Annotated in this window: 17 protein-coding genes; 7 read left to right on the plus strand and 10 right to left on the minus strand. The window is 39.3% G+C overall.

Annotated elements, in window-relative coordinates; genetic code table 11:
• Positions 1 to 2: 2 nt before the first annotated feature.
• From ACI3ES_RS08910 to ACI3ES_RS08920, 3 genes are read right to left on the minus strand one after another with little or no spacing between them, the layout of a single operon-like run.
• Complete coding sequence (locus ACI3ES_RS08910) at positions 3 to 845, minus strand: hypothetical protein (protein ID WP_114666926.1); 843 nt, start codon at positions 843 to 845, stop codon at positions 3 to 5.
• Between the two features lie 26 nt (positions 846 to 871).
• The gene (locus tag ACI3ES_RS08915) at positions 872 to 1663 is read right to left on the minus strand and encodes a hypothetical protein (RefSeq protein ID WP_114666927.1); all 792 of its coding nucleotides are present in this window, start codon (positions 1661 to 1663) and stop codon (positions 872 to 874) included.
• A 54-nt stretch (positions 1664 to 1717) separates the two neighbouring features.
• Positions 1718 to 2263, minus strand: coding sequence for a chitinase (locus tag ACI3ES_RS08920; RefSeq protein WP_114666928.1), 546 nt, complete (start codon positions 2261 to 2263; stop codon positions 1718 to 1720).
• Positions 2264 to 2586: 323 nt separating this feature from the next.
• On the opposite strand from ACI3ES_RS08920, the gene ACI3ES_RS08925 reads away from it, so the two are divergent.
• From ACI3ES_RS08925 to ACI3ES_RS08935, 3 genes are all read left to right on the plus strand, one after another.
• Positions 2587 to 4512: a Cna B-type domain-containing protein gene (locus tag ACI3ES_RS08925; RefSeq protein ID WP_114666929.1), complete on the plus strand. Its 1926-nt coding sequence runs from the start codon at positions 2587 to 2589 to the stop codon at positions 4510 to 4512.
• Between the two features lie 105 nt (positions 4513 to 4617).
• A complete protein-coding gene (locus ACI3ES_RS08930; RefSeq protein ID WP_114666930.1) occupies positions 4618 to 6033 on the plus strand; it encodes a hypothetical protein in 1416 nt (471 codons plus the stop codon).
• Positions 6014 to 7639: a lectin-like domain-containing protein gene (locus tag ACI3ES_RS08935; RefSeq protein WP_242029671.1), complete on the plus strand. Its 1626-nt coding sequence runs from the start codon at positions 6014 to 6016 to the stop codon at positions 7637 to 7639. Before ACI3ES_RS08930 ends, ACI3ES_RS08935 begins: the two co-directional genes overlap by 20 nt.
• Positions 7640 to 7739: 100 nt before the next feature.
• On the opposite strand, the gene ACI3ES_RS08940 is transcribed toward ACI3ES_RS08935, so the two are convergent.
• Positions 7740 to 8768, minus strand: a complete 1029-nt coding sequence (locus ACI3ES_RS08940; protein WP_114666931.1) for a DUF916 and DUF3324 domain-containing protein — start codon at positions 8766 to 8768, stop codon at positions 7740 to 7742.
• Positions 8769 to 8918: 150 nt separating this feature from the next.
• The gene (locus tag ACI3ES_RS08945; protein WP_010280009.1) at positions 8919 to 9128 is read right to left on the minus strand and encodes a hypothetical protein; all 210 of its coding nucleotides are present in this window, start codon (positions 9126 to 9128) and stop codon (positions 8919 to 8921) included.
• Between the two features lie 150 nt (positions 9129 to 9278).
• Between ACI3ES_RS08945 and ACI3ES_RS08950 the strand changes: the two genes are divergently transcribed.
• Genes ACI3ES_RS08950 through ACI3ES_RS08965 form a run of 4 tightly spaced genes read left to right on the plus strand, consistent with a single transcriptional unit; the run spans position 9279 to position 13182 of the window.
• Positions 9279 to 10172, plus strand: coding sequence for an ABC transporter ATP-binding protein (locus ACI3ES_RS08950; RefSeq protein WP_114666932.1), 894 nt, complete (start codon positions 9279 to 9281; stop codon positions 10170 to 10172).
• Positions 10165 to 11385, plus strand: coding sequence for an ABC transporter permease (locus tag ACI3ES_RS08955; RefSeq protein ID WP_114666933.1), 1221 nt, complete (start codon positions 10165 to 10167; stop codon positions 11383 to 11385). The genes ACI3ES_RS08950 and ACI3ES_RS08955 overlap by 8 nt, the downstream gene beginning before the upstream one ends.
• Positions 11382 to 12716 carry an amidase family protein gene (locus ACI3ES_RS08960; protein WP_407631973.1) on the plus strand — a complete coding sequence of 445 codons (1335 nt, stop codon included), beginning with the start codon at positions 11382 to 11384 and terminating at the stop codon, positions 12714 to 12716. The genes ACI3ES_RS08955 and ACI3ES_RS08960 overlap by 4 nt, the downstream gene beginning before the upstream one ends.
• A gap of 1 nt (position 12717) precedes the next feature.
• A complete protein-coding gene (locus tag ACI3ES_RS08965; protein ID WP_114666935.1) occupies positions 12718 to 13182 on the plus strand; it encodes a substrate-binding protein in 465 nt (154 codons plus the stop codon).
• A gap of 42 nt (positions 13183 to 13224) precedes the next feature.
• On the opposite strand, the gene ACI3ES_RS08970 is transcribed toward ACI3ES_RS08965, so the two are convergent.
• From ACI3ES_RS08970 to ACI3ES_RS08990, 5 genes are all read right to left on the minus strand, one after another.
• A complete protein-coding gene (locus ACI3ES_RS08970; protein WP_407631974.1) occupies positions 13225 to 15864 on the minus strand; it encodes a cation-translocating P-type ATPase in 2640 nt (879 codons plus the stop codon).
• Between the two features lie 434 nt (positions 15865 to 16298).
• The gene (locus tag ACI3ES_RS08975; protein ID WP_142511913.1) at positions 16299 to 17549 is read right to left on the minus strand and encodes a glycosyltransferase family 2 protein; all 1251 of its coding nucleotides are present in this window, start codon (positions 17547 to 17549) and stop codon (positions 16299 to 16301) included.
• The gene (locus ACI3ES_RS08980) at positions 17533 to 17832 is read right to left on the minus strand and encodes a hypothetical protein (RefSeq protein WP_114666938.1); all 300 of its coding nucleotides are present in this window, start codon (positions 17830 to 17832) and stop codon (positions 17533 to 17535) included. The genes ACI3ES_RS08975 and ACI3ES_RS08980 overlap by 17 nt, the downstream gene beginning before the upstream one ends.
• A gap of 292 nt (positions 17833 to 18124) precedes the next feature.
• Positions 18125 to 19846, minus strand: a complete 1722-nt coding sequence (locus ACI3ES_RS08985) for an ABC transporter permease/substrate binding protein (protein WP_407631975.1) — start codon at positions 19844 to 19846, stop codon at positions 18125 to 18127.
• Positions 19833 to 21029, minus strand: coding sequence for a glycine betaine/L-proline ABC transporter ATP-binding protein (locus tag ACI3ES_RS08990; RefSeq protein WP_114666940.1), 1197 nt, complete (start codon positions 21027 to 21029; stop codon positions 19833 to 19835). Before ACI3ES_RS08990 ends, ACI3ES_RS08985 begins: the two co-directional genes overlap by 14 nt.
• Between the last annotated feature and the right edge of the window lie 194 nt (positions 21030 to 21223).

Here is a 21223-nt window from a genome sequence, read left to right on the forward strand (position 1 = left end):
AATTAAAGGTGTAATTGTGAGATGAAATCCATCTCGTGTTCATTTATTGGTGCTGTTTTCAGGCCTCGCTTTGTTTGTAATTGTTTTATCTTTGAAGCTTCTGCAGCGCCAAACAGTACACGTAAATCAATGTCAACAACATCACCACTTTTGATGCCAAATTCAGAAAATGAGTACTTACAATTATAGTTATTACCAGTTTTCAAAACTGGTAATTCAACCTCATTGCTGAACGCAATCCCATTATGCGCTGTGACTCTTAGATAGGCCACGCCTGATGGCGCAAGGGTAACATTTGAAAAGAACAAAGCGCCTTGATTATAATTCAATTGAAAATAAGAACCTGATTTAACATTTTCAGAATCAACAACTAAATTCTTAAAACTCGCAGTATAAATCATGCCACCAGCCGCCAAAGCATTTCCTCTAAAAGTGGTTGGTTCGTTAACTGGCACGACTTGCACAAATGTATCAACTGGATAATGTGAATTCGTATAAAATAGTTCAATGTAACCTTTATCAGTTGGCCCAATGAGCAAGCTTTCACTCATTGGGTCATCACCCTTGATATCATCAACATTAGCACGGGTAATCTCGAGTGCATTTTCAGAGGAACGATTGAACAAAAGATGATCAACTTTACCAGTTGTTTCATTTTTGCTGGTGATAAAAGAGCCATCACCGATTGATAAGCCAGTGTCAGATAATAAGTGTGTCTGTCCATCATGGTCAGTGTAGCGCATAGTTAAGCGTCCCGCATTGGTATCAGACAATGTGCTTGCAAAAGCGCCACAAAGCTTACCCACCATTGCACCGGCACCCAATATTGTTCCTAAAATTCCCATAGTTTCTCCTTTTGTGATAATTCAAGCTAAAACTTACTTCTATCCCACTCAATATATTCGTTCAAATAGGCTTTTTGGTCCCAATTAATTAAGAAGCTATTAGAAGACGAGTACAAAACTGGTTGCCACGTATAGACTGCTGGAAAACTAAATGACACACCAAGTTTATTTTGTACAAAGTCTGGATAACCGAATCCTATTGCACTCGTGACCGCTGCTAGCCAGTTTAATTGTCTGGCGTCAGAGTCGCTTGTCAGTAAGAAAGTGCCCTGATAAGCACCGAGTACGCTAGGTGGATTCGGATTATCGTCGCTCATATCTGCTATACCAGCATCATTGTAATGTACCCAATGACGCGGATCAAAATTGCCCTGAATTCTGATATTCCATAAACCACTATTCAAACGTAAGTTACGCACTTGACTAAACATTTTTTGATAAAATGTTTGCACTAAACCGTTGTTTTGTGACCATAGTGATTCAATGTTTCGCTGACACCATGTATTGTACTCGTCGCTTAAAGTGATAGCTGTTCTGATATTTTTGACGGTTGAACTGACTTCGCCAGCGTATAAAGCTTTTAAAAAAATGCCGATTAACTCTTTTTTCTTTGACGCATCATAACTGGCCTTGACAATGCCCCCTACTATATCATCCATCGTCTGCCAACTAATCGAATGACAGATGTGCATACTAACACTATTATCAAAAAGATCCTTAACTGCTGATGTGAAGTTCGGTCGTCCTTCAGTAATAACTAATTGGCCATCGTCATCAAAGTAAATCTTTTCAGCAATTGATATGGTGTTATCATTCATGAGCTCTACCTCATACCAGAAAAAGACTACTCTAATCGAATAGTCTTCTAAGCATTATACACCCTCTGTCAAAGTCCAAGTCACTTCAGATGTCAATGACTTGTTGACAGCATTTGTCAAATTACCACTACCTGTCAAGTCTAAAGTAAAGTCCTTAGAGCCATAGTTAAAATTCTTGTCAGATAAACCACGTGTTGTTGGCGCAGACGTACCAGTAGCAACAAAATCTTGAGCAGCTGTAATAGAAGTACCATCATACTGAATTGGCAGGTTAGCTGCTGTCACTTGTTCTCCACCACTCATCCAACCACCTGTTTGTTGCACTGTAATACCATAAGTGCCACTTGGGTTAGCTGCAGTTTGGCTCAAAACAACCTTACCTGTTGCTTGGTTTGTAGCCGTAGGCGTGAAATCAGCAACGCTTGCCAAGTCAATTGAGCCAAATGTAATGTCATCTGCACTATCAATTGACAATGCACCTGTTTCATTAGAAAATGTCACAGTTCCATCTGAAGTTTCGGCACTAACAGTACCAACAAGTGGTGCTGCACCTAACATTAATGCCAAAGCAGCAGTGATTGTCTTTGTGTAAATCGTCATAATATATACCTCTTCCTTTTATGTATATTGTGTTACCGCGAGAACACTCTCACTTCTTCACAAGATTATTATCTCTAAAATTTGTGAAGATATACGGGAGAACTGATGAACTAACAGTGAACAAAATCGTTCAGTTTGTGACTATTCTTTGACTACTTGGCGGGCACGCTTAATATGACTGAAACCGTTATCATTCTCGCTTATTCAGCACCATGATAACGGTTTTTATTTTTTTAATTTTTAATCAAATTCTTGAGAATGATATGATGACTTACCCTGTTACAATACCTGATGAACAATAGAAAAATGATAAGGAGAGAAACATGTTCAAGAAATTCACCACACTGTTCAGTTTGGTTGTGATGATGAGCACTTTTGCTGTGACGCCTATATCGGCTGCCACACAGGCAGCTTCAACGGATACAACAGTATCACAGGCAACAACGGAGCAAAGCAATCATACTGATGTCACTAAAGAAGAGACGACAGCAGCTACAACTTTGCCCGCTACAAGCGACAAGTCTTCACTAATACCAACAACACAGAATCAAAAAGCTACTAATCAAATAACTAATGCACAAGCACAATCTCGTGCGCCTGCTTTGAGAGCCACAGACTGGGGTGACCAGTTCGTGACCCATGCAGAACTCGAAGATGAAAACGGTAATCCAAAAACGGATTTTGGCATTTACGACAATATGCAAGCCCACTGGGACTATAACATTCCCGCAGGAACTGCTATTAAGTCCGGAGATACAATGTCGGTTAATGTGCCCTCAGTATTGGCATTACAATCTGATGTCACATTTGATATCAAAGACGCTGCCGGCAATGTCATTGGTCATGCTGTGGCTGACCATACAACAGGTAAAGTAACAATTACGTTTACTGATTATGCAGAAACATCAGCCAAAAACGGCATAAATGGTGACTTCAATATTTGGGTTCACTGGAATCATAGCCAAGTAGAAGAAGATACAGATGTCCCGATTGATTGGGGAACAAATGGTCAAACTATTCATGTTGACCCTGATGGCAATCCAACACCAGATCCAAATGAAGTTTTGTATAAATGGGGAACAGTTGATTCTAATGCTCCAACACTTATTCATTGGACAGTGAGACTGAATTTAACACAAGAAGAAATTAAAAATGGTGTTTATACAGACTTCATAGGCGAAAATCAACAAGTTGTCCATGGTACAGTGGCAGCAATGCATGGTTCTTACAACGCTACTTTTACAGATTTCATAAAAAGTAGTGATGTGCCAGCTGACGCAATCTCCTATGATTCAGACACGCAATTCCATATCAATATTGGTGATTTTAGTGATACCGTTCTAATTAATTATGACTCTCGTGCTACCGATGGCGGTCAATCTTCCAAATATGAAAATTCTGGTCAGCTTACTGGTGACAATATAGAAAAGCAGACCGTAGATATCTATACACCAGATAATGGTGGTGGCGGTGGTGGTGAAACCACTGAAACTGTATCAGGCACGAAAACTTGGCAAGATGATAACAACGCCGAAGGATTACGTCCTGACGCAATCATCGTTGATCTTTACCAAAATGGTGTAAAAATTGATAGTAAGTCCGTTTCTGAAGAGACGAACTGGCAATATTCATTCACTAACTTGCCAAAGTATGATGCCGATGCCAATGCGTATACCTACACCGTCAAGGAAGAAGCAGTTGACCATTACACATCACAACAAGACGGCAATAACTTTACCAATACACTATCTGATACAACCTCTGTATCAGGTACAAAAACTTGGGACGACCAAAACAACCAAGATGGTAGCCGTCCTGACGCCATTAAAGTTAATTTATTGGCTAATGGTCAAATCATCAATACAAAAACCGTAACAGCCAAAGATAATTGGCAATACAGTTTCACTAATTTACAAAAGTACGATACTAACGGTAAAAAGATTGTCTATACCGTCACTGAAGATAAGGTTTCAGGATATAAGACTGAAGTGTCTGGCTTCGATATTATTAATCATCACACGCCAACACCTACTCCCACTCCTACGCCTACGCCAATTATTCCAGTAGACCCAGTGACACCAGATAAGCCAATTCAACCTAGTGAACCAAAACTCACACCTGAAGCGCCTGCTAAGCAAGCTAAGTTACCAAGTACAAGTGCTCAAGCTTTGGCAATTGTGCCACTCGTTCTCCTAGCGTTGACTATGACTACGATTACACTCGTTTGGTATCAAAAACGTCACAACTAATTGATAAAACTCATCAAATTAATTGATGGGTTTTTTGTTGCATGACCTGCCAACTGTTTTATAATGAATGTAATATACCGATAAATACTACAACGAAAGATTCCTATGCCCTCAATCCTGAATGAATTTATTAATAAAAATGATGCTTTAAAGATTAAGTTACTCACTACTTTGCTGGAAAACAAACAAAACACCTACGAGCTTCGTAATTTAACCAATCAGTTCAAAGTGTCAGACTATTTGATGCGTGAGTCATTAGAAGCCCTAAATAGTGACATCAACGTGTTATTTGGTGACGATTGGATGGTACTAAAGCGTGGTATCATTTATCAAAAAATGACATTGACTCGTTATCATGTCTATCGTTTATCGCAATATTTCTTTGATTTATCGCCACTAAAATTATTGCTAGATCAACGATTAATTGCTGGCAGCATACCAAATTACACGTTTATGCAATCGGAATTTGGCTGGAGCACCTCTTATTTCTTCATTCAAAAAAATACCTTATCAGAGCTTATTGATCTTGACTCGCCCGAAGCTGTGATTTCGGCCGCTTTTGTGATTTACGATCACTACGATGCTAAACCAAAATTTGATCATTATATCCTGTCAGCAAGTCAAGCAGTCAGTCAATTTTTAGTTGACAAAAACTACATCAATACCCACGGTGCTGACAAAAAAAGACTTCTGATCGCTATTTTTTTGAATGAAATAACCCATAACCCAGACAACTGCCGCAATATCATGCAACACGAAGACAAGCACATCCATGTTGATGACGGTTTGCCAGATGATATTTGTCAACGTTTAGGCATTCCCCTAAATAACATGGTGCTATCACATCTCATTAGTGCCCTTAATATTTTTGACCTATTAGAAATATCGGCGCCCATCTCTTTCACTGATTACGCCCAACCAATTGTAGATCGACTGGCGGCGGTAATCATGCCAAGATTAAGTCATAGTAAATTAAATTGCACGCCCGAAGACGCTGAGAAAATTAGTCACGCAATGGCATGCTATTGCCTTAAATTTACGACAACTAACCATTGGGCGCTGCTATCGCAAGATAATATTTCAACGAATTATTTTCAAGATATCTATCCGTCAATTTATTACTTGATTGAATCCTTTTTACCATCAATTAACTATCCCAAAGAAATCGTGCCACCCACCTATTTAAACGCAGCCATTTTAAATATGATTAGTATCATCTTTTACTATTTGGACATCACTAATGTTGACGCCATCACTATTAGTCTTAATTTTTCGGGATCCCCTTTCACCAATAATATGATCGAAGCGATATTAAAAGATCATATCAGTCACGCCAGTGTGCATTTTGTCACTGAAGTCCTTGATGACAGTGCTGACATTTACCTGTCGGACACACTTTGTGACGACGTCTCAAAACCTCAAGTAATTTGGAAAAACCCACCCACAGTTAGTGATTGGCAATCACTCGCTGAACTCATCATAAGGCTAAAGAAAAATAAAAATGACCAACAATCAAAATAAAATAAACCGCCTCTACTACCTTTTGGCATTTAGTTCAACACTACTCACTGTTAATCAATTAATGCCTTACACAGTGGCTAATGCTAGTGCTAGTGCTTTAATTTCACAAAGCCACTTAACACAACAACAATTAATTTCAAATTTTACAACCAATGGTTCGGCCAAAGTTAATCACCATATTTTTACGTTAACTGATGACCACCCTATGCTGTCCGGAGCTGCTTATCAAAATACGCCCATTGATTTATCACAAGATTTTTCGTTGGACTTAAAGGTTAATTTAGGTAACAAATTGCAACAGCAAGGCGGTGGCGACGGGTTAGCTTTCGCATTGGTACCTTTTGAAAAGGTTAGTCAAGTTAATCATACAAATGGTGGTGCCTTTGGTTTAGGTAAAATTGCGAATGTTTTTGGTTTCAAATTAGATACTTATTATAATGCCAACGGCGAAGCAGGATCATTTACAGGTGATCCCAAAGAATTTGGTACTTCAGAAGGCAACGGGTCACCATTTGGTGCCTTCTTTGGATCTAGCACAGATGGTGAAATTCAAACCTATGAACATGATGCCATGGCTATCAAACCACACACTAATGATGATTTTGAATCATTGCAGATAGTCTACCATGCTGAAACACAAAATTTAATGGTGACCTATCAGTCAAAAGTATGGTCCTACCACATCACTGATGAGGATTTGTTAACCAATCCAATATCGCTTGTTTTTTCTGCGTCAACGGGTACCAATCATAACTTGCAACAATTAATGATTGAACGCAACGACTACCACCCTTATACCACCTCGCTAAGGATTAACTATCTCGATGAGCAACAACATCCCCTCGCAGCTTCACAAACTATTTCTGGTGATTTGAACACACCTTATCACACAAAGCCCCTATCATTACCCGGTTTTAAGCTCGCGTTGCAACCAAATAACGCCAACGGTATTTTTACGTATCATGACAACCGTAGCATTAATTATTATTATGAACCTTTAACGCAATACGTTACGATTAACTTTGAATATCAAGGCAAAATACTACGCAAGGCTATTTTTTCTGGACACACTGGTGAACAAATTGATTTTTCACCAGTGTCCACTCTGGCACAATTAAAAGATTATACAATGTCTCAAACTGACTGGCCCGGTAGCTTTGTTTTGCCAAAGGATAATAACACCACTTGGCATTTCACAATTCGCCTCGAAAAGAATGCCAGTCAACCCGTCAACAACAGTACGATTTCCCAGCACACTGATCGCGTTGCAGACCCATTCCTCTCGCAAACACAAATAAGACCGCAACCAAATCCAAGCAACACACAATCAACGCCTAAGGCGTCATCAGCTAGTCAAGCAACTACTGAAAATGCCACGTCGCAATCTAAAAAACCAACCAGCAGCAAACAATCACCCGCTGTCACAACGCCAAAAAAGAAACATGTGATCTCCAAAAATCAACCATACGCATTATTTCAAGATACAGTAAGTGATTTTAACGAAATGACACAGCCTAATTTTCAACCAAGCCCGGCAAGTGAATCATCTTCATTCACTCAAGTCGTCACACTATTAGCTCACTACACACTACTAGCCGAACGTTAAGGTCATTATTTGATATCAAAAAGCCTAAAAAAAAGCCACATATCTGCGACAGTTACTTTATCTTTCAGATATGCATTGCTTCTTTTTAGGCTTTTTTTATTTAATTCTTGTTAGTTTGATTACGACGGCGCTTCCAAATATAGGCACCCAGAGCTAGTATGATAGCGACAATCAAGACGATCCACCACCAATTGAAGCCTTCGTCATGGACAATTGTAATATCCTTGGCGTTCAAATCAGTCGCTTCTTTGGTTGTTATGGTAAAGTTTTTCTTGAAATGCCAAGTGTTTTTTTCAGATTTTACAGTCATATCCATTGTATAACGACCCGCTTTAAAGGCATGTCCCTTTAAATTGATTGGGTAGTTAAAAATCGAACTCGGTGCAATCTTCATATCACTTTTCTTAGATTCATAGAGCACTTTACTGCTGTTAACACGCGTTACTTTTGATGTCACAGATACTTTCTTAAGATATGTTTCGGAAGTATTATGCAATTCGGAAATGATTGCATTGCGTGCATCAATTTGACCAGCGGTTACCTTAGCCAAATTCAATTTTTCAGCTACGGTCGAATCCTGTTTTGTTTGTAGCAAAACACCAATTGCGTAGGCGTATCGATTTCGAATCGTTACACCGCTTTTTTTGTTACTATTACTTTGGGTAGCTTCAGCTTGTGTCACCGTAATACCACCGGCCACAACACCATCCCAGTTTTTATCTGGAATAGCCAATTTCACTTCCAATTTTTTTGAGCTATTGGCAGGAATTTCTACTGATTTAGGTAAGGTCGCAATTTTTGCCATATCAAACGGTGCTGACTTATCCAGTTTGTTCTTAGATGGGGCATATTCTACGACACCGTTGATGTTTGTTTTGGCAGCGCTGACCGCTGTGTTCACAGTTTGTGGTTTATTACTGGTATTGACTACGTTAACAATGAGCGTCTGTTCATCTTTTGGCTTAACTAACAAATCAAAATATGAAATATCGTTTGATCGTTGATTTTCTGGCAAAACAGCGCTCACACGCAAACCAACACTATTATCTTCCGCATTAGCGGTACTTAATAATGGTGTCATCGTCATTGCAGTTGCTACAAAAAGTAGTCCTATTTTTTTAAAATTCATCGCCTATTCCTTCTATATTGAGAGTTTATGCTTTTATTATAGACAATGATTGTGGCGGATTTTTGCGCGTTTTGTGAATTAATTAAGACCAAAATATAGACAAAAAAAATCCAAGCAGCATAACACAGCTTGGACGTTTGTATTTTAGATTTATTGTAGTACTTTAGCAGCTTCCGTTTTCACTTCATCAGAAGACATTTTTTCAAATGCTTTCAAGTGTTTCAAAGTTGACAAAGTATCTTTGTTGCTGGCTTCCATGAAATGATTCCATAGTGCATCACGTAGTGGGGTTTTGTCCTCGCTCCAACTAAATACTTCATTCATTGGAATATCTAACGTTTCGAATTTTTCATCTGCCATGATTTATGGCCCCCTTTTCTTAACTCCGTTATAGTTCTTTTTTGGCTAAAATGCAAACTTCTTAACTTGTCCTAGCTTGCTAACTATGTCACAATGGAGTATAAGAGAGGTCCTATACCATAGGACTGCATTAACATGGAGGAGCGTAATATGATTCAGTTAACTGACATCAGCAAAAAATTCGGCGCACATACTGCCGTTGCTGATATGAATATGACTTTAACGCCCGGAAAAGTCATGGGTCTCATCGGCCAAAATGGTGCGGGAAAGACGACCACATTTCGTATGATTTTGAACTTTATTGAGCCTACTTCTGGCAGCATTTTGTGGGATGATCACCCAATCACCCAGCTAGACAAACAACGAATTGGGTTTTTACCAGAAGAACGTGGTTTATACCAAAAGCGTACAGTCGAGGAACAAGTTTTGTACTTTGCTGAATTGCATGGTATGTCGCGTGCTGATGCAAAAGCATCGTTGATTCAGTGGATGAAGCGTTTAGATGTTGTCGGCAAGCCAACAGATAAGGTTCAGACTTTATCGAAAGGTAACGCACAAAAAGTTCAGATGATTGCATCTTTGATTTTTGAACCAGACTTCATTATTTTGGATGAACCTTTTTCAGGCCTTGACCCAGTCAACACCAGTCTCATGATGTCAGAAATTATCCGTATGCGTGACAATGGCGCTATGATCATTTTTTCAAGTCACGACATGAGCAATGTCACAAAAATTTCTGATGACTTAACGATGCTTAAAAACGGTAAAACAGTCTTACAAGGACCAGTCCAAAACATTCGTGAACAATTTGGACGGACACGCATTTATGTTGAATCGCCAACAACAGCCACTGAACTGGCTGCAATTGAAGGCGTCGCCACCGTCACTAAACAAGGTACCGGCTTTGATTTAGTTTTATCTGATGAAGCTGCTGGACGTCGCGTCTTTGAATTAGTAACGCGAAATGGTTATATTCCAGCGTTCAGCCAACAACCACCGACATTAGATGACATTTTCCGTCAGGAGGTCGCTATTCATGATTAAACAACTTAATATTGTCATTAAAGATACGCTAAGAGCTAACTTTAAATCACGTGGCTACTGGATTTTGGTATTATCTCCCTTAATTTTTGTAGCCGTTATTGGTGGTGTTGCCTTTGGTGTAACACAACTGCAGGGCAACACAACGCCCACAGTGGCCGTTATCGGACAAGCAAGTGAACGGGTTCCTTTTGTTCAATCAGCAAAAAATTTGGACATGAAGATATCCAAAATCACTAACGAAAAACAAGCTGATAAAGCATTAAAATCAGAAAAATTGGATGGTGTCTTAACTTTAAAGTCAGATTCAGCGACACTGACAACCCAACCAAAAAGTGACCAAGTACCAAAAGACGATATCGCCACTATTTTAAATCAACTCTTACAAGCCAAAAAAGCCACCCAGTATGGCTTAACTGCTGCACAGACAGCTGATTTCATGAAGCCTGTTAACTTCAAAACTGTTGTGCAACAAGCAAATCAGTCTGAAAGTGGTGCCAATACTGAGGGTGCGAATTACGCCATCGCTGTTGCGATTGGTGTTATTACTATGATTGTGGTAATGTGGTATACCTCAATGATTGCCAACGCGATCGCCAACGAAAAATCGTCACGTATCATGGAAATTTTGTTGGCAGCCACTTCTGCACGCATTCAGTATTTTGGTAAATTAATTGGCGTGTTTCTATTAGCCTTGACGCACATGCTGATTTATCTTATCGCAGGATTTGCTACTGTTATTTTTTTGAAAGATAATGTTTTTGTCAAAATGATCACGTCTAATCTAAGTGGTGTGACAACTGGCTTTATGGTCTACGCGTTAGCCTTTATACTCATTGCTGTTGCCTTATATTTGGTACTGACGGCTATGGTTGCTTCATTAATTAACGACAACGCACAAGTGCAACAAGCTATTCAACCTATTTCATTTTTAGCGATGATTGGCTATATGTTTAGTTATTTCATGACGTTTATGCCTAATAATATCGCTATTCGCGCATTAAGTTATGTCCCATTTGTTTCACAATCCATGATGCCAGTGCGTCTGGTCACCCACGTTGAGGGTTGGCCGACTGCCTTGGCTTCACTTGGTATTTCATTTGTTGCCCTAATCCTATTAGCTTGGTTTGGACAAGGTATTTATGCCAAAAATGTCTTATCATATTCAGACGAACCGATTATGAAACAAATTACTGGAAGGTTTTTTAGAAAATGATTAATGTTAAAGAACAAAGTGTCACTGCGTTACAAGCCATGCTACGCGCCGGTGAAATAACGTCAGTTGCTTTGGTTGAAAGCTATTTAGCACGGATTAGGCAACTCGAATCAGCGCCTTACCATCTCAATGCCATTAGCGATTTAAACCCCAATGCTTTAGACGAAGCTTTAGCTGCAGATAATGCTAGGCTTAAAGGTCAGGTGACACCAAAACAGTTATTGTTTGGCATTCCAGTTTTAATAAAAGATAACATTGATGTCGCGGGTATGCCAACAACAGCTGGTTCACTAGCCTTAGCAGATAATATTGCTAAATCAGATGCGACAATTGTCCTGCGTTTGCGCTCAGCCGGTGCTATTATTTTGGGTAAAAACAATCTTTCTGAATTTGCTCATTTTATGAGCAATACGCAACCTTCTGGCTTCTCTTCTCGTGGTGGACGTGTCATCAATCCAATTATGCCAGATATCACGCCAAGTGGCTCTTCTTCCGGCTCAGCAGTTGCTGTGGCTGCCAGCATGGCCACAGTAGCTGTTGGCACGGAGACTAATGGTTCTATCTTGGCACCCGCTCATATGAATAGTATTGTTGGCTTAAAGCCAACTCATGGTCTACTACCAAATGATGGTATACTGCCGCTAGCTGAATCACAAGATACTGTTGGTCCAATGGGACGTACAGTATCTGACACTTTTGCACTATTTGCAGCATTAAATCAATATAATCAAAATCAAAAACTAGTTCCTGTGATGAAGCCACATTTAAGCGTTCTATCTTCACTAAAATGGACCACGTCATTACACGAAGCAGTTTCTGATTATGTGGATCACTACGATCGCGTTGATATGCCGGAAGAACAACCAAATGATGACGACGAAAAAGCAGTCTTCTTGTCGGAATTTCAGCATGGCATAAACAGCTATCTCACAACACACAGCACTAGAATGAACACTCTTCAAGATATCATTAATTTCAATCAAGCCGATATCCAAAAACGTGCACCTTTTGGACAAGAATTACTAGAAAAAGCACTTCTTGCTGGCGACGCCACCCAAGAAAAGCAACGTGTCCAAGACATAGCACGACGGTTGCTTGATACTATGCTCAAAGATAACAATGTTTTACTTGGCGATGACACCAAACTAATTAATCTTGCTGCGATTGCCGGTTATCCTAGTTTAACAGTACCTACCGGCAGTAGTGATGACCTCTACTTTCATGGCCTCTCAAGTGTAATTATGGTCGCTAAGCCCTTCAATGAGATTGCTCTAAAAGTCATTGGCCAATCAATTGAATCTCATCATCAACGTTTAATACCGGAGTTTTAGCATGACTAACACCCCTTATTTTTTAACTAATCCAACATGGTTTCGCTACGAAACCCACACAGCGCCAAATGGTATGCCGTTTGAACGATTCGAATTAACAGCTTCTGCAACACCGTCTGCCATTGACAGTTTTAAACAAATGATGCTGAGCGTTGCTCAAGATAGTGCTATCGAACCAGATAATCTCAACCGATTTCAGCAAGCACTAGCAGCAGCCGAAAAGCAATTTTTATTTGAAGAAACTAACGACTTATCGTTAATTGCAAGTCAGGCAGAACAAATTTTAATTGCAAGCGCCATTCGAACTTATCAACTATTAGAAGACGACTTTAGCGCACCAACAACATTTATTTTTCAACCAAGAATCGGGTTTCTGTATCGACGGTTTTTAAAGCAACATAATCAGCGTATTAATGATGAGACACTCAACAACTTTATCATTACGCAAGACAAATTACTTAAATAATCACAAAGAAAAAAACCAGCCCATAAATTGCAGCTGGTTTTTTTAGACTATAAATAAGTTTGGGCGTATATGCTTTAATAATTCAATAACAATCGTTGGTAGTATTGATAAGAACAAGATTACCGCCCAATGAGCAATTGAAAGCCCTGTTAAGCCGAATAATGTCTGTGTCAGTGGTACTAATGAAATGGTCACTGTTATCAATGTCGCGATGACTGCCATATTGACCAGCGACTTATTAGCACCGTAGCCAATTGCAAATAACGTTTTTTCCGACCGAATATTAAAGACGTGCCAAATCGAAGTTAACGATAAAATAATAAATGCCATTGTTTGCCCAACTTGTTCATTAGGTTGTAATCCGCCCAATATTACGTTTTGCCCCATCCAAATGGCAATTAGCGTCACAACCGCAAACAATATTGCGTTCAACCCAATTTGTCGATCAAGCCCTTGTCCAAATAACTTGGCATTTTTGGGCATTGGCGGTTGGTTCATAACATTTGTCAACATTGGTTCTCGACTCAGTGCAAAACCCGGTAATCCGTCGGCCACTAGGTTGATGAACAGCAAATGAACCGGTAACAAAGGTGAACCCCAGCCTAACAACATGGCAATTAAAATCACTAATAGCTCAGAAATGTTAGCACTCAATAAGAAATTAATTGTTTTACGGACTTTAACATAAACACCACGTCCTTCAGAAATGGCGTTAATAATCGTCGCAAAATTATCATCTGTCAAAATAATATCTGATGCTTCACGGGCCACGTCTGTTCCCGTTTCACCCATAGAAATACCTACATCAGCAGCTTTCAAAGCTGGTGCATCATTAACACCATCACCAGTCATTGCAATCGTCGCATCCTGACGTTGCCATGATTTGATAATTCTGATTTTATCAGTTGGTGTCACACGTGCATAAACGCTATAACTTTGTACGTTGTCATCTAATTCTTGATCGGACAACTTAGCTAATTCTGATCCAGTAATTGTTTGGTCACCCTCACGCAAAATGCCAATTTCACGAGCAATTGCGCTGGCTGTTTCGACGTGATCTCCAGTAATCATAATGGTACGTACACCGGCTTGTCGTGCTTTTTCGACGGCTGGCGCTGATTCAGGTCGTGGTGGATCAATGATACCAACCAAACCGACCAAAGTTAAATCCTGCTCATAGAAAGCTTGTGTTGGCTCTTCTGGCATGACATCAAAGTTTTTGTGTGTAATTGTTAGAACACGCAATGCCTGTTCACCAAATATTTTGTTCACTTGCTCAGCTCGTTGATGATTGCCATGCTTAACCATTGGCAATAAAACATCAAACGCGCCTTTTGTGATTGCTATGTAGCCACCTTCTGGACGTTTGTGAACAGTGGTCATACGCTTCTTTGTCGAGTTAAATGGTACTTGATCGACGAGTGGATATTGTGATAAAAGATGTTCACGTGACGTTTCTGATTCAATAGCACGTACCAAGGCCACTTCAGTTGGCAAGCCGTCGTAGACCTTTTGATCATCCACTGATTTAACAGAAACGTTTGTCGACAGGGCGGCTAATGATAGCACTTCCTGAGCTGAAGTATCTAAACCATCAGCGATATCCAACAAATCGTCGTGTTGATCATGCCAAACTTTTCGAACAGTCATTTTATTTTGTGTTAAGGTACCTGTTTTATCAGAGGCAATAATATTGGTTGTCCCTAATGTTTCAACGGCTGGCAAACGACGAATGATGGCGTGCTTTTGCGCAATCCGTTGCACACCAAGCGCCAATGTCATCGTCACAATAACAGCCAAAGTTTCAGGCACTACCGCAACTGCCAATGAGATGGCTGTCAAAAAGATGTGCTTAAGATCCATGCCTTGTGAAATGCCTAGTCCCAAAACAATCACAGCAGCACCAATCGCTAACCAAGAAATGTTTTTACCTAATTGTACTAATCGACGTTGCAAAGGTGTCAACGGTGTCTTAGACTCATTACGTAACAGGCTGGCAATTTTACCCATTTCTGTTTGCATACCAACAGCTGTAACCACTGCACGACCGTGGCCATTGACGATTGTTGTCCCACGATACACCATTGTAATACGTTCACCCAAATCAATGTTATTGTCTGCCTCAAATGTCGCATTTGCATCTTTTTCAACAGGTAAACTTTCGCCGGTTAATGCCGACTCTTCAGCTTGTAATTCAACTGATTCAATCAAACGCGCATCAGCAGCAATGGCACTACCATTTTCAACCAATAAGACATCTCCTAAAACGACGTCATCAGCGTCAATTTGCACAATATGACCATCGCGCAAAACTTTCACTTGGGTGCGGTTTAAATTTTGGAGTGCCGCTAAGGAATCTTCTGCTTTACCTTCTTGGACAATGGCCAATGCAGAATTGATGACGACGATACCTATAATTAACAAACTTTCAAAATAATTACCGCTTGATTCTAAATAGGTTGCAACAAATGAAATCACCGCTGCAATCAATAAAATAATGGTAGCAACGTCATTTAAACTGAGTAATATTTTTTTAAATAATGAAACTTTTTTCTCAGCGTCAAATACGTTAGCACCATTTTCTTGCCGACTTTGTGTCACCTGTTGTGATGATAAGCCATTTTGCACATTAACTTGATGTGCTGATATTGTTTCTTTAATACCCTTTCGGAACGCTTCCATTTAGTGTCCTCCTGTTGGTTTACTATTAATGGGAAGATTATAAAACTACATGATGTAGCCATGACACGTTTTCCCCAGCGCTGTCATGTTGGCAGTTGCATACTATCTCGTGCAAGCACTTCCGTACAAAATGAGTTTGATTGCATAAATCAATCGCTATCATGATGTGCTGTGCAAATAAAAATGAACCATCGTCATCTTAATTAATCATTGCATTTGTTAATGTCACTCACTGTCAAAATTTAATTCTTGTGGATATCATGAGATAATGATAAAAAAAGAATAAAAATGATTACTTTTATAATTAGTATGATACTTATATTGTAGCATATATACCTAAACGTTGTAATATATCATGGAATTTTATAAAAAAAATCAACACCATTAAAAAAAATAGTGACATGATGTCGCTATTTTTTGGACTGCATATTGCTTTAATCAACGCTTCTTTCAGGAGACTGCCACGTCCCCTTACCCATGCCAGCGTAAACCGACAACAACGCGGGTACGAACTGCGTAATAATTGTCAAAGGATTTACAATCCAATAAAACAATAGGTATAATGGCGCAAACATGAAGTAATTCAACTTGCTACCATTATCATCAACTAGTAGCGCAATAAATATTTGCACAGTACCCACAACAATTTGTAAGGTCATGACAATCAACGAAATACCAATGGTGCCACCCAAGGCATAAAAATCACCGCTCAAAAATTCGGTAACTAATCGGTAGGCTAAATAAATTGACATAATCAGCCATGAAAACGACCAAGCAATCGTTAAAAATTGATCAAATAACATCATAATAATTTTAGGACGCTTAAATGATGTCAATAGATTAGTGAATAACACTTCAATGCCACCCTTTGCCCAACGTTTCCGTTGACGGTATAAATCTCTCAATGTTGTTGGCACATTCATATAAAATTTAACATCTGGGGCGAAACCAGCATCATAGCCATTCAAAGAGTGATCAAACGCTATACTAATGTCTTCCGTCGCGCGATCTTCTCTGAAACCACCAACCTCTTTTAAAGCAGCCATTGCATACAATGTCGTTGCACCGGAATAAGCGTACATTGTGCCCGTCATGGCGACCTGAGCACGTTTGATAATACCAACTATGGAGCTAAATTCGACAACTTGAGACTTTGCTAAAGCATTTTCACGATTGGCAACATCCATATTAGCTGTCACGCCGCCATAATTATGCCCGTAAAAATAGTCTAATAATCGCTGCACACCATTAGCCTGCAGAATCGTATCAGCATCAATTGAGAGCAAATAAGCAGTCTTGTTTGGGTCAGCTAATTCATCAATTAATTTAATCGCATAATTTAAACTATCAGCTTTTCCCTTGTTTTGGTCTTTCGTGTATACTCTAACACCTGCCTTTGTGGCAATTTTGACCGTTTCATCACTACTATTATCGTCAATAACCATAATATGGTCGTTATCCAACCCTTGATTTTTGACTGACTGAATCGTTGTTAGCAAGGTTTTTTCTTCATTATAGGCCGGAATCACAGCAAAAACTTCATCTAAATCGTGATTTTGTTTTGGAAATTCATGATTTCTCTTACTCAAAATTAAATAAAAGAGTAAGCCACACGACCATTTGAGTGCCCCTAAAACAGGATAAATCGCTAATAAGATTAAAATGATTTCAATTGTTAGTAACATTTTTGGTAGCGCTCACTTTCTTAACTGCAAGATTGTGACTAAAGGTCATCAACGCCGTATACAATAATGTCACCGCAGTCGCTACCAGAATAACTTGTCGGATTAATGCCACAGTATTCATATTAGGATGGAACGGAAACCCAACACTATTGATAAAGCCTTCAGATAACATCACATACGAACGATGAGCAAATATGACAAATAATAGCCATACCACAGCACTCATGATGATTGCACCAATCGTTAAGCGTTTTCTTATTTTTTGTTTATTATTTTGTTGCATCTTAATTTCTCCAGATTCTTGTCAAATGTGGCAATATATTATTCTTACAAGAACAATAGATCACCACATTTAGGCTTGTTTGTGTGTCTGATAACACAATGATACCAATTGAATTTGCGCTACTTGCGACATGAATGCTAAGAAATCGTGAAGAGAAGAGAATTAATTATGAATTGTATGATTATTTTTCATTTGATATCGTTAGCAATGTTTGGGTGCTACTATCATCACAAAAAAAGTTTGACCAATTGCCTGATACAATCGGTCAAACTTTTTAAATTGTCGATGATAATTATTGATACCAACTATTAACTAACTTTTTGTGTTTTTTAATCCAATCAGCCGCCGCCTGTTTGGGAGATTTACCATTTTGAATTTCTAACATGACTGATTCCATGTCATCCTTCGTCCAATGGAATTTGTCTAATACTTGATAAGCTTTTGGATCTGATGATTTGAGCTTTTTACTAACAACCGTGTTAATTGTTTCTGACGAGCCAAAAGTGTTTTTAGGATCTGCCAAATACTTTAAGTGATACTTACCAAACATCCAGTGTGGCGACCACCCTGTTACGACAATATCTTGTTTATTTTTATAGGCTTTCGCCAAAGCAGACACCATAGCACCAGATGATGATGATGACAAATTCCAACCCGAAAGGTTCGGATAAGCCTTCAGCGTCTTCTCAGCAGTTGCCATTTCTCCTGCTCCGGGTTCAATACCAGTGATTGTTTTATTAGCTTGCGTGGTTAAATCACTAATTGAGTTTGCTGACATATAATCGGGCACCACTAAGCCGGTTTTGACACCTTTTAGGTTTGGTCCCAAAAGTGTCACATCATTTTTATATTTTTGATAAAGGGCTTTGTGAGTGTTTGGTAGCCATGCAGACACAGAAACATCAACTTGATTATTTGCCAATGATTGCCATAAAACAGCATTATCTAATGGTGTCAAAGTGACATCATAACCATGCTGGCGAAGTGATTCAGCCAGAACATTTGATGAAGCCACTTCAGAATCCCATTCGACGTAACCAATGTTAATTTTTTGACCAGTCGTTTGACTAGTTGTCATGGCATTAACTGTACCACCAGCAACGATAGCGAGCAAAGCAACGACAATTGTCCAACGACGCCATGGCTTAAGTGGCGCTTTTTGTCCGGGTTTTGTATTGAACTTTTGTGCGAATCGATCAATAATAATGGCCAAAATAACTAGTCCTAATCCATTCACAAAACCAGAACCAACATCAGCGTGTTGCACCGCCGACAAAACACCACGACCAAGTCCAGGCGCACCAATCATAGAAGCTGTTACAACCATTGATAAGGCTAACATAATTGTTTGGTTAGCTCCAGCCAGAATTGTATTTTTGGCATTTGGTAACTCTAACTTAATCAGCTTTTGCCACGTTGTTGAACCAAACGAGTCTGCTGCTTCAACTAAATCAACTGGTACTTGACGAATACCTAAGTTAGTCATACGAACCATTGGCGGTAAGGCGAAAATAATTGAGGCAAAAACGCCTGGTACGACACCAATACCGAAGAAAGCAACGGCCGGAATTAAGTAAACAAAGCCAGGCATTGTTTGCATAAAGTCCAAAATTGGCTGTACAACAGCAGCCGTTTTTGGCGATTTGGCCATTAAAATACCTAAAGGAACACCAATAATTAATGACACAACTGATGCCATCAATACCAATGTCACTGTATTCATCAAATCAGACCAAAGTCCTTGGTTGGCAATTAACATTAAACCCAAAGCAGCAAAAATGGGAAAACCATATTTTTTAGTGGTCATTGCAAATGCTAACGTTGTGATACCAATAATCATCAATGGCATCGGCACCGCCATCAGCGCACTTGTGATGGTGTCCATAATTGCTTGACCGCCTTGCTGAATTGCGTTGAAAAAGCCAGACAAATTGGTCGTTAACCATGAAACGAACCCACTAACCCAATCTTCAAGTGGCAGTTTTGGAATATTTATCAGATTATGCGTTGTCATCACTGTCTCCCTCCGTATCTGCTAACGCTTTAAGCACAGCACCACGAATGATAACCCCTCTCAAACGATTATCATCATCAATAACAGCCACTGGTGTTTGGGCATCATAAATAATCGGCATGATATCAGATATCAATGTATCTGGCTTGACAGTCGGCATGTCAACAACAACATCAGCCAGTGGCAATTTTTCACGTCGAGCTGAAACCGCCGCTTCAGATGACAAATAACCGACAAATTGACGATGACGGTTAACCGCCACAACACCAGAGACTTCTTCAGCAGACATCTTACGCAGCGCAACAGTTGGACCATCAACTGAAATATTAGAGGTTAATGCCGGAATCATAATGCTATCAGCCGTCAAAACCTTAGTACGGTCAACATCACCAACGAAAGTTTTAACATAGTCGTTGGCAGGATTAGTCAAAATTTCTTCTCCAGTGCCGACCTGTTGTAACTGACCATCTTTCATAATGGCAATATGGTCACCAATGCGCAATGCTTCATTCAAATCGTGCGTGATGAAAATAATTGTTTTTTGAACATTCGCCTGCAAATCCAGTAACTCATCCTGCATTTGACCACGTACTAGTGGATCTAATGCCGAGAAAGCTTCATCCATCAACAAAATGTCAGGATCATTGGTTAGCGCACGTGCTAAACCGACACGTTGTTGCATACCACCAGATAACTGATTAGGATACTGATCCTTAAATGATAATAATTGTGCATTATCCAACGCCTGTTCCGCACGTTGACGACGTTGCGCTTTTGGCACACCTTGAATTTCTAATCCAAACTCTGTATTTTCCAGTAGTGTACGGTGTGGAAATAGACCAAAGTTTTGGAAAACCATGCTCATCTTTTTGCGACGAATTGATAACATTTGTTTTTTAGTCAAATTAGTAATTTCTTGACCATCAATGAATAGTTGGCCATCTGTCGGTTCAATTAACCGGTTTAACAAGCGAATCAGCGTTGACTTTCCTGATCCGGAAAGCCCCATGATGACAAATATTTCGCCCTCTTCAATTGACATGTTGATGTCATAAACACCAACTGTACTCCCTGTCTTTTCGACAATTTCATTTTTACTTTTGTTTTGCTTAACCATTTTGAGTGCCGCTTTAGGGCGCTTACCAAAAATCTTGGTTAAATGTTTAATTTCTACTTTAGACATTTTTTAGCATGCACATCACACAGTGATTGAGATAAAATACCACTGCATGCGCCACATTCCTCCTTGATTCTTTTCGAATTTAACTATAAAATAAAGTGACAACCCATTGCATTTATTAGGTTGTTACTTCAAGTGACAACTTATATTTTTACACAGATTGCCACTTGTGTCAAATTTTTAATTATTAGGATAAT

It is taken from the genome of Leuconostoc falkenbergense, assembly GCF_045801155.1.
Taxonomy (GTDB): domain Bacteria; phylum Bacillota; class Bacilli; order Lactobacillales; family Lactobacillaceae; genus Leuconostoc; species Leuconostoc falkenbergense.

Excerpts from the sequence above, each read along its gene's own strand:
- ACI3ES_RS08910 (WP_114666926.1), bottom strand. The coding sequence starts at position 845 with ATGGGAATTTTAGGAACAATATTGGGTGCCGGTGCAATGGTGGGTAAG.
- ACI3ES_RS08915 (WP_114666927.1), bottom strand. The coding sequence starts at position 1,663 with ATGAATGATAACACCATATCAATTGCTGAAAAGATTTACTTTGATGAC.
- ACI3ES_RS08920 (WP_114666928.1), bottom strand. The coding sequence starts at position 2,263 with ATGACGATTTACACAAAGACAATCACTGCTGCTTTGGCATTAATGTTA.
- ACI3ES_RS08925 (WP_114666929.1), top strand. The coding sequence starts at position 2,587 with ATGTTCAAGAAATTCACCACACTGTTCAGTTTGGTTGTGATGATGAGC.
- ACI3ES_RS08930 (WP_114666930.1), top strand. The coding sequence starts at position 4,618 with ATGCCCTCAATCCTGAATGAATTTATTAATAAAAATGATGCTTTAAAG.
- ACI3ES_RS08935 (WP_242029671.1), top strand. The coding sequence starts at position 6,014 with ATGACCAACAATCAAAATAAAATAAACCGCCTCTACTACCTTTTGGCA.
- ACI3ES_RS08940 (WP_114666931.1), bottom strand. The coding sequence starts at position 8,768 with ATGAATTTTAAAAAAATAGGACTACTTTTTGTAGCAACTGCAATGACG.
- ACI3ES_RS08945 (WP_010280009.1), bottom strand. The coding sequence starts at position 9,128 with ATGGCAGATGAAAAATTCGAAACGTTAGATATTCCAATGAATGAAGTA.
- ACI3ES_RS08950 (WP_114666932.1), top strand. The coding sequence starts at position 9,279 with ATGATTCAGTTAACTGACATCAGCAAAAAATTCGGCGCACATACTGCC.
- ACI3ES_RS08955 (WP_114666933.1), top strand. The coding sequence starts at position 10,165 with ATGATTAAACAACTTAATATTGTCATTAAAGATACGCTAAGAGCTAAC.
- ACI3ES_RS08960 (WP_407631973.1), top strand. The coding sequence starts at position 11,382 with ATGATTAATGTTAAAGAACAAAGTGTCACTGCGTTACAAGCCATGCTA.
- ACI3ES_RS08965 (WP_114666935.1), top strand. The coding sequence starts at position 12,718 with ATGACTAACACCCCTTATTTTTTAACTAATCCAACATGGTTTCGCTAC.
- ACI3ES_RS08970 (WP_407631974.1), bottom strand. The coding sequence starts at position 15,864 with ATGGAAGCGTTCCGAAAGGGTATTAAAGAAACAATATCAGCACATCAA.
- ACI3ES_RS08975 (WP_142511913.1), bottom strand. The coding sequence starts at position 17,549 with ATGTTACTAACAATTGAAATCATTTTAATCTTATTAGCGATTTATCCT.
- ACI3ES_RS08980 (WP_114666938.1), bottom strand. The coding sequence starts at position 17,832 with ATGCAACAAAATAATAAACAAAAAATAAGAAAACGCTTAACGATTGGT.
- ACI3ES_RS08985 (WP_407631975.1), bottom strand. The coding sequence starts at position 19,846 with ATGACAACGCATAATCTGATAAATATTCCAAAACTGCCACTTGAAGAT.
- ACI3ES_RS08990 (WP_114666940.1), bottom strand. The coding sequence starts at position 21,029 with ATGTCTAAAGTAGAAATTAAACATTTAACCAAGATTTTTGGTAAGCGC.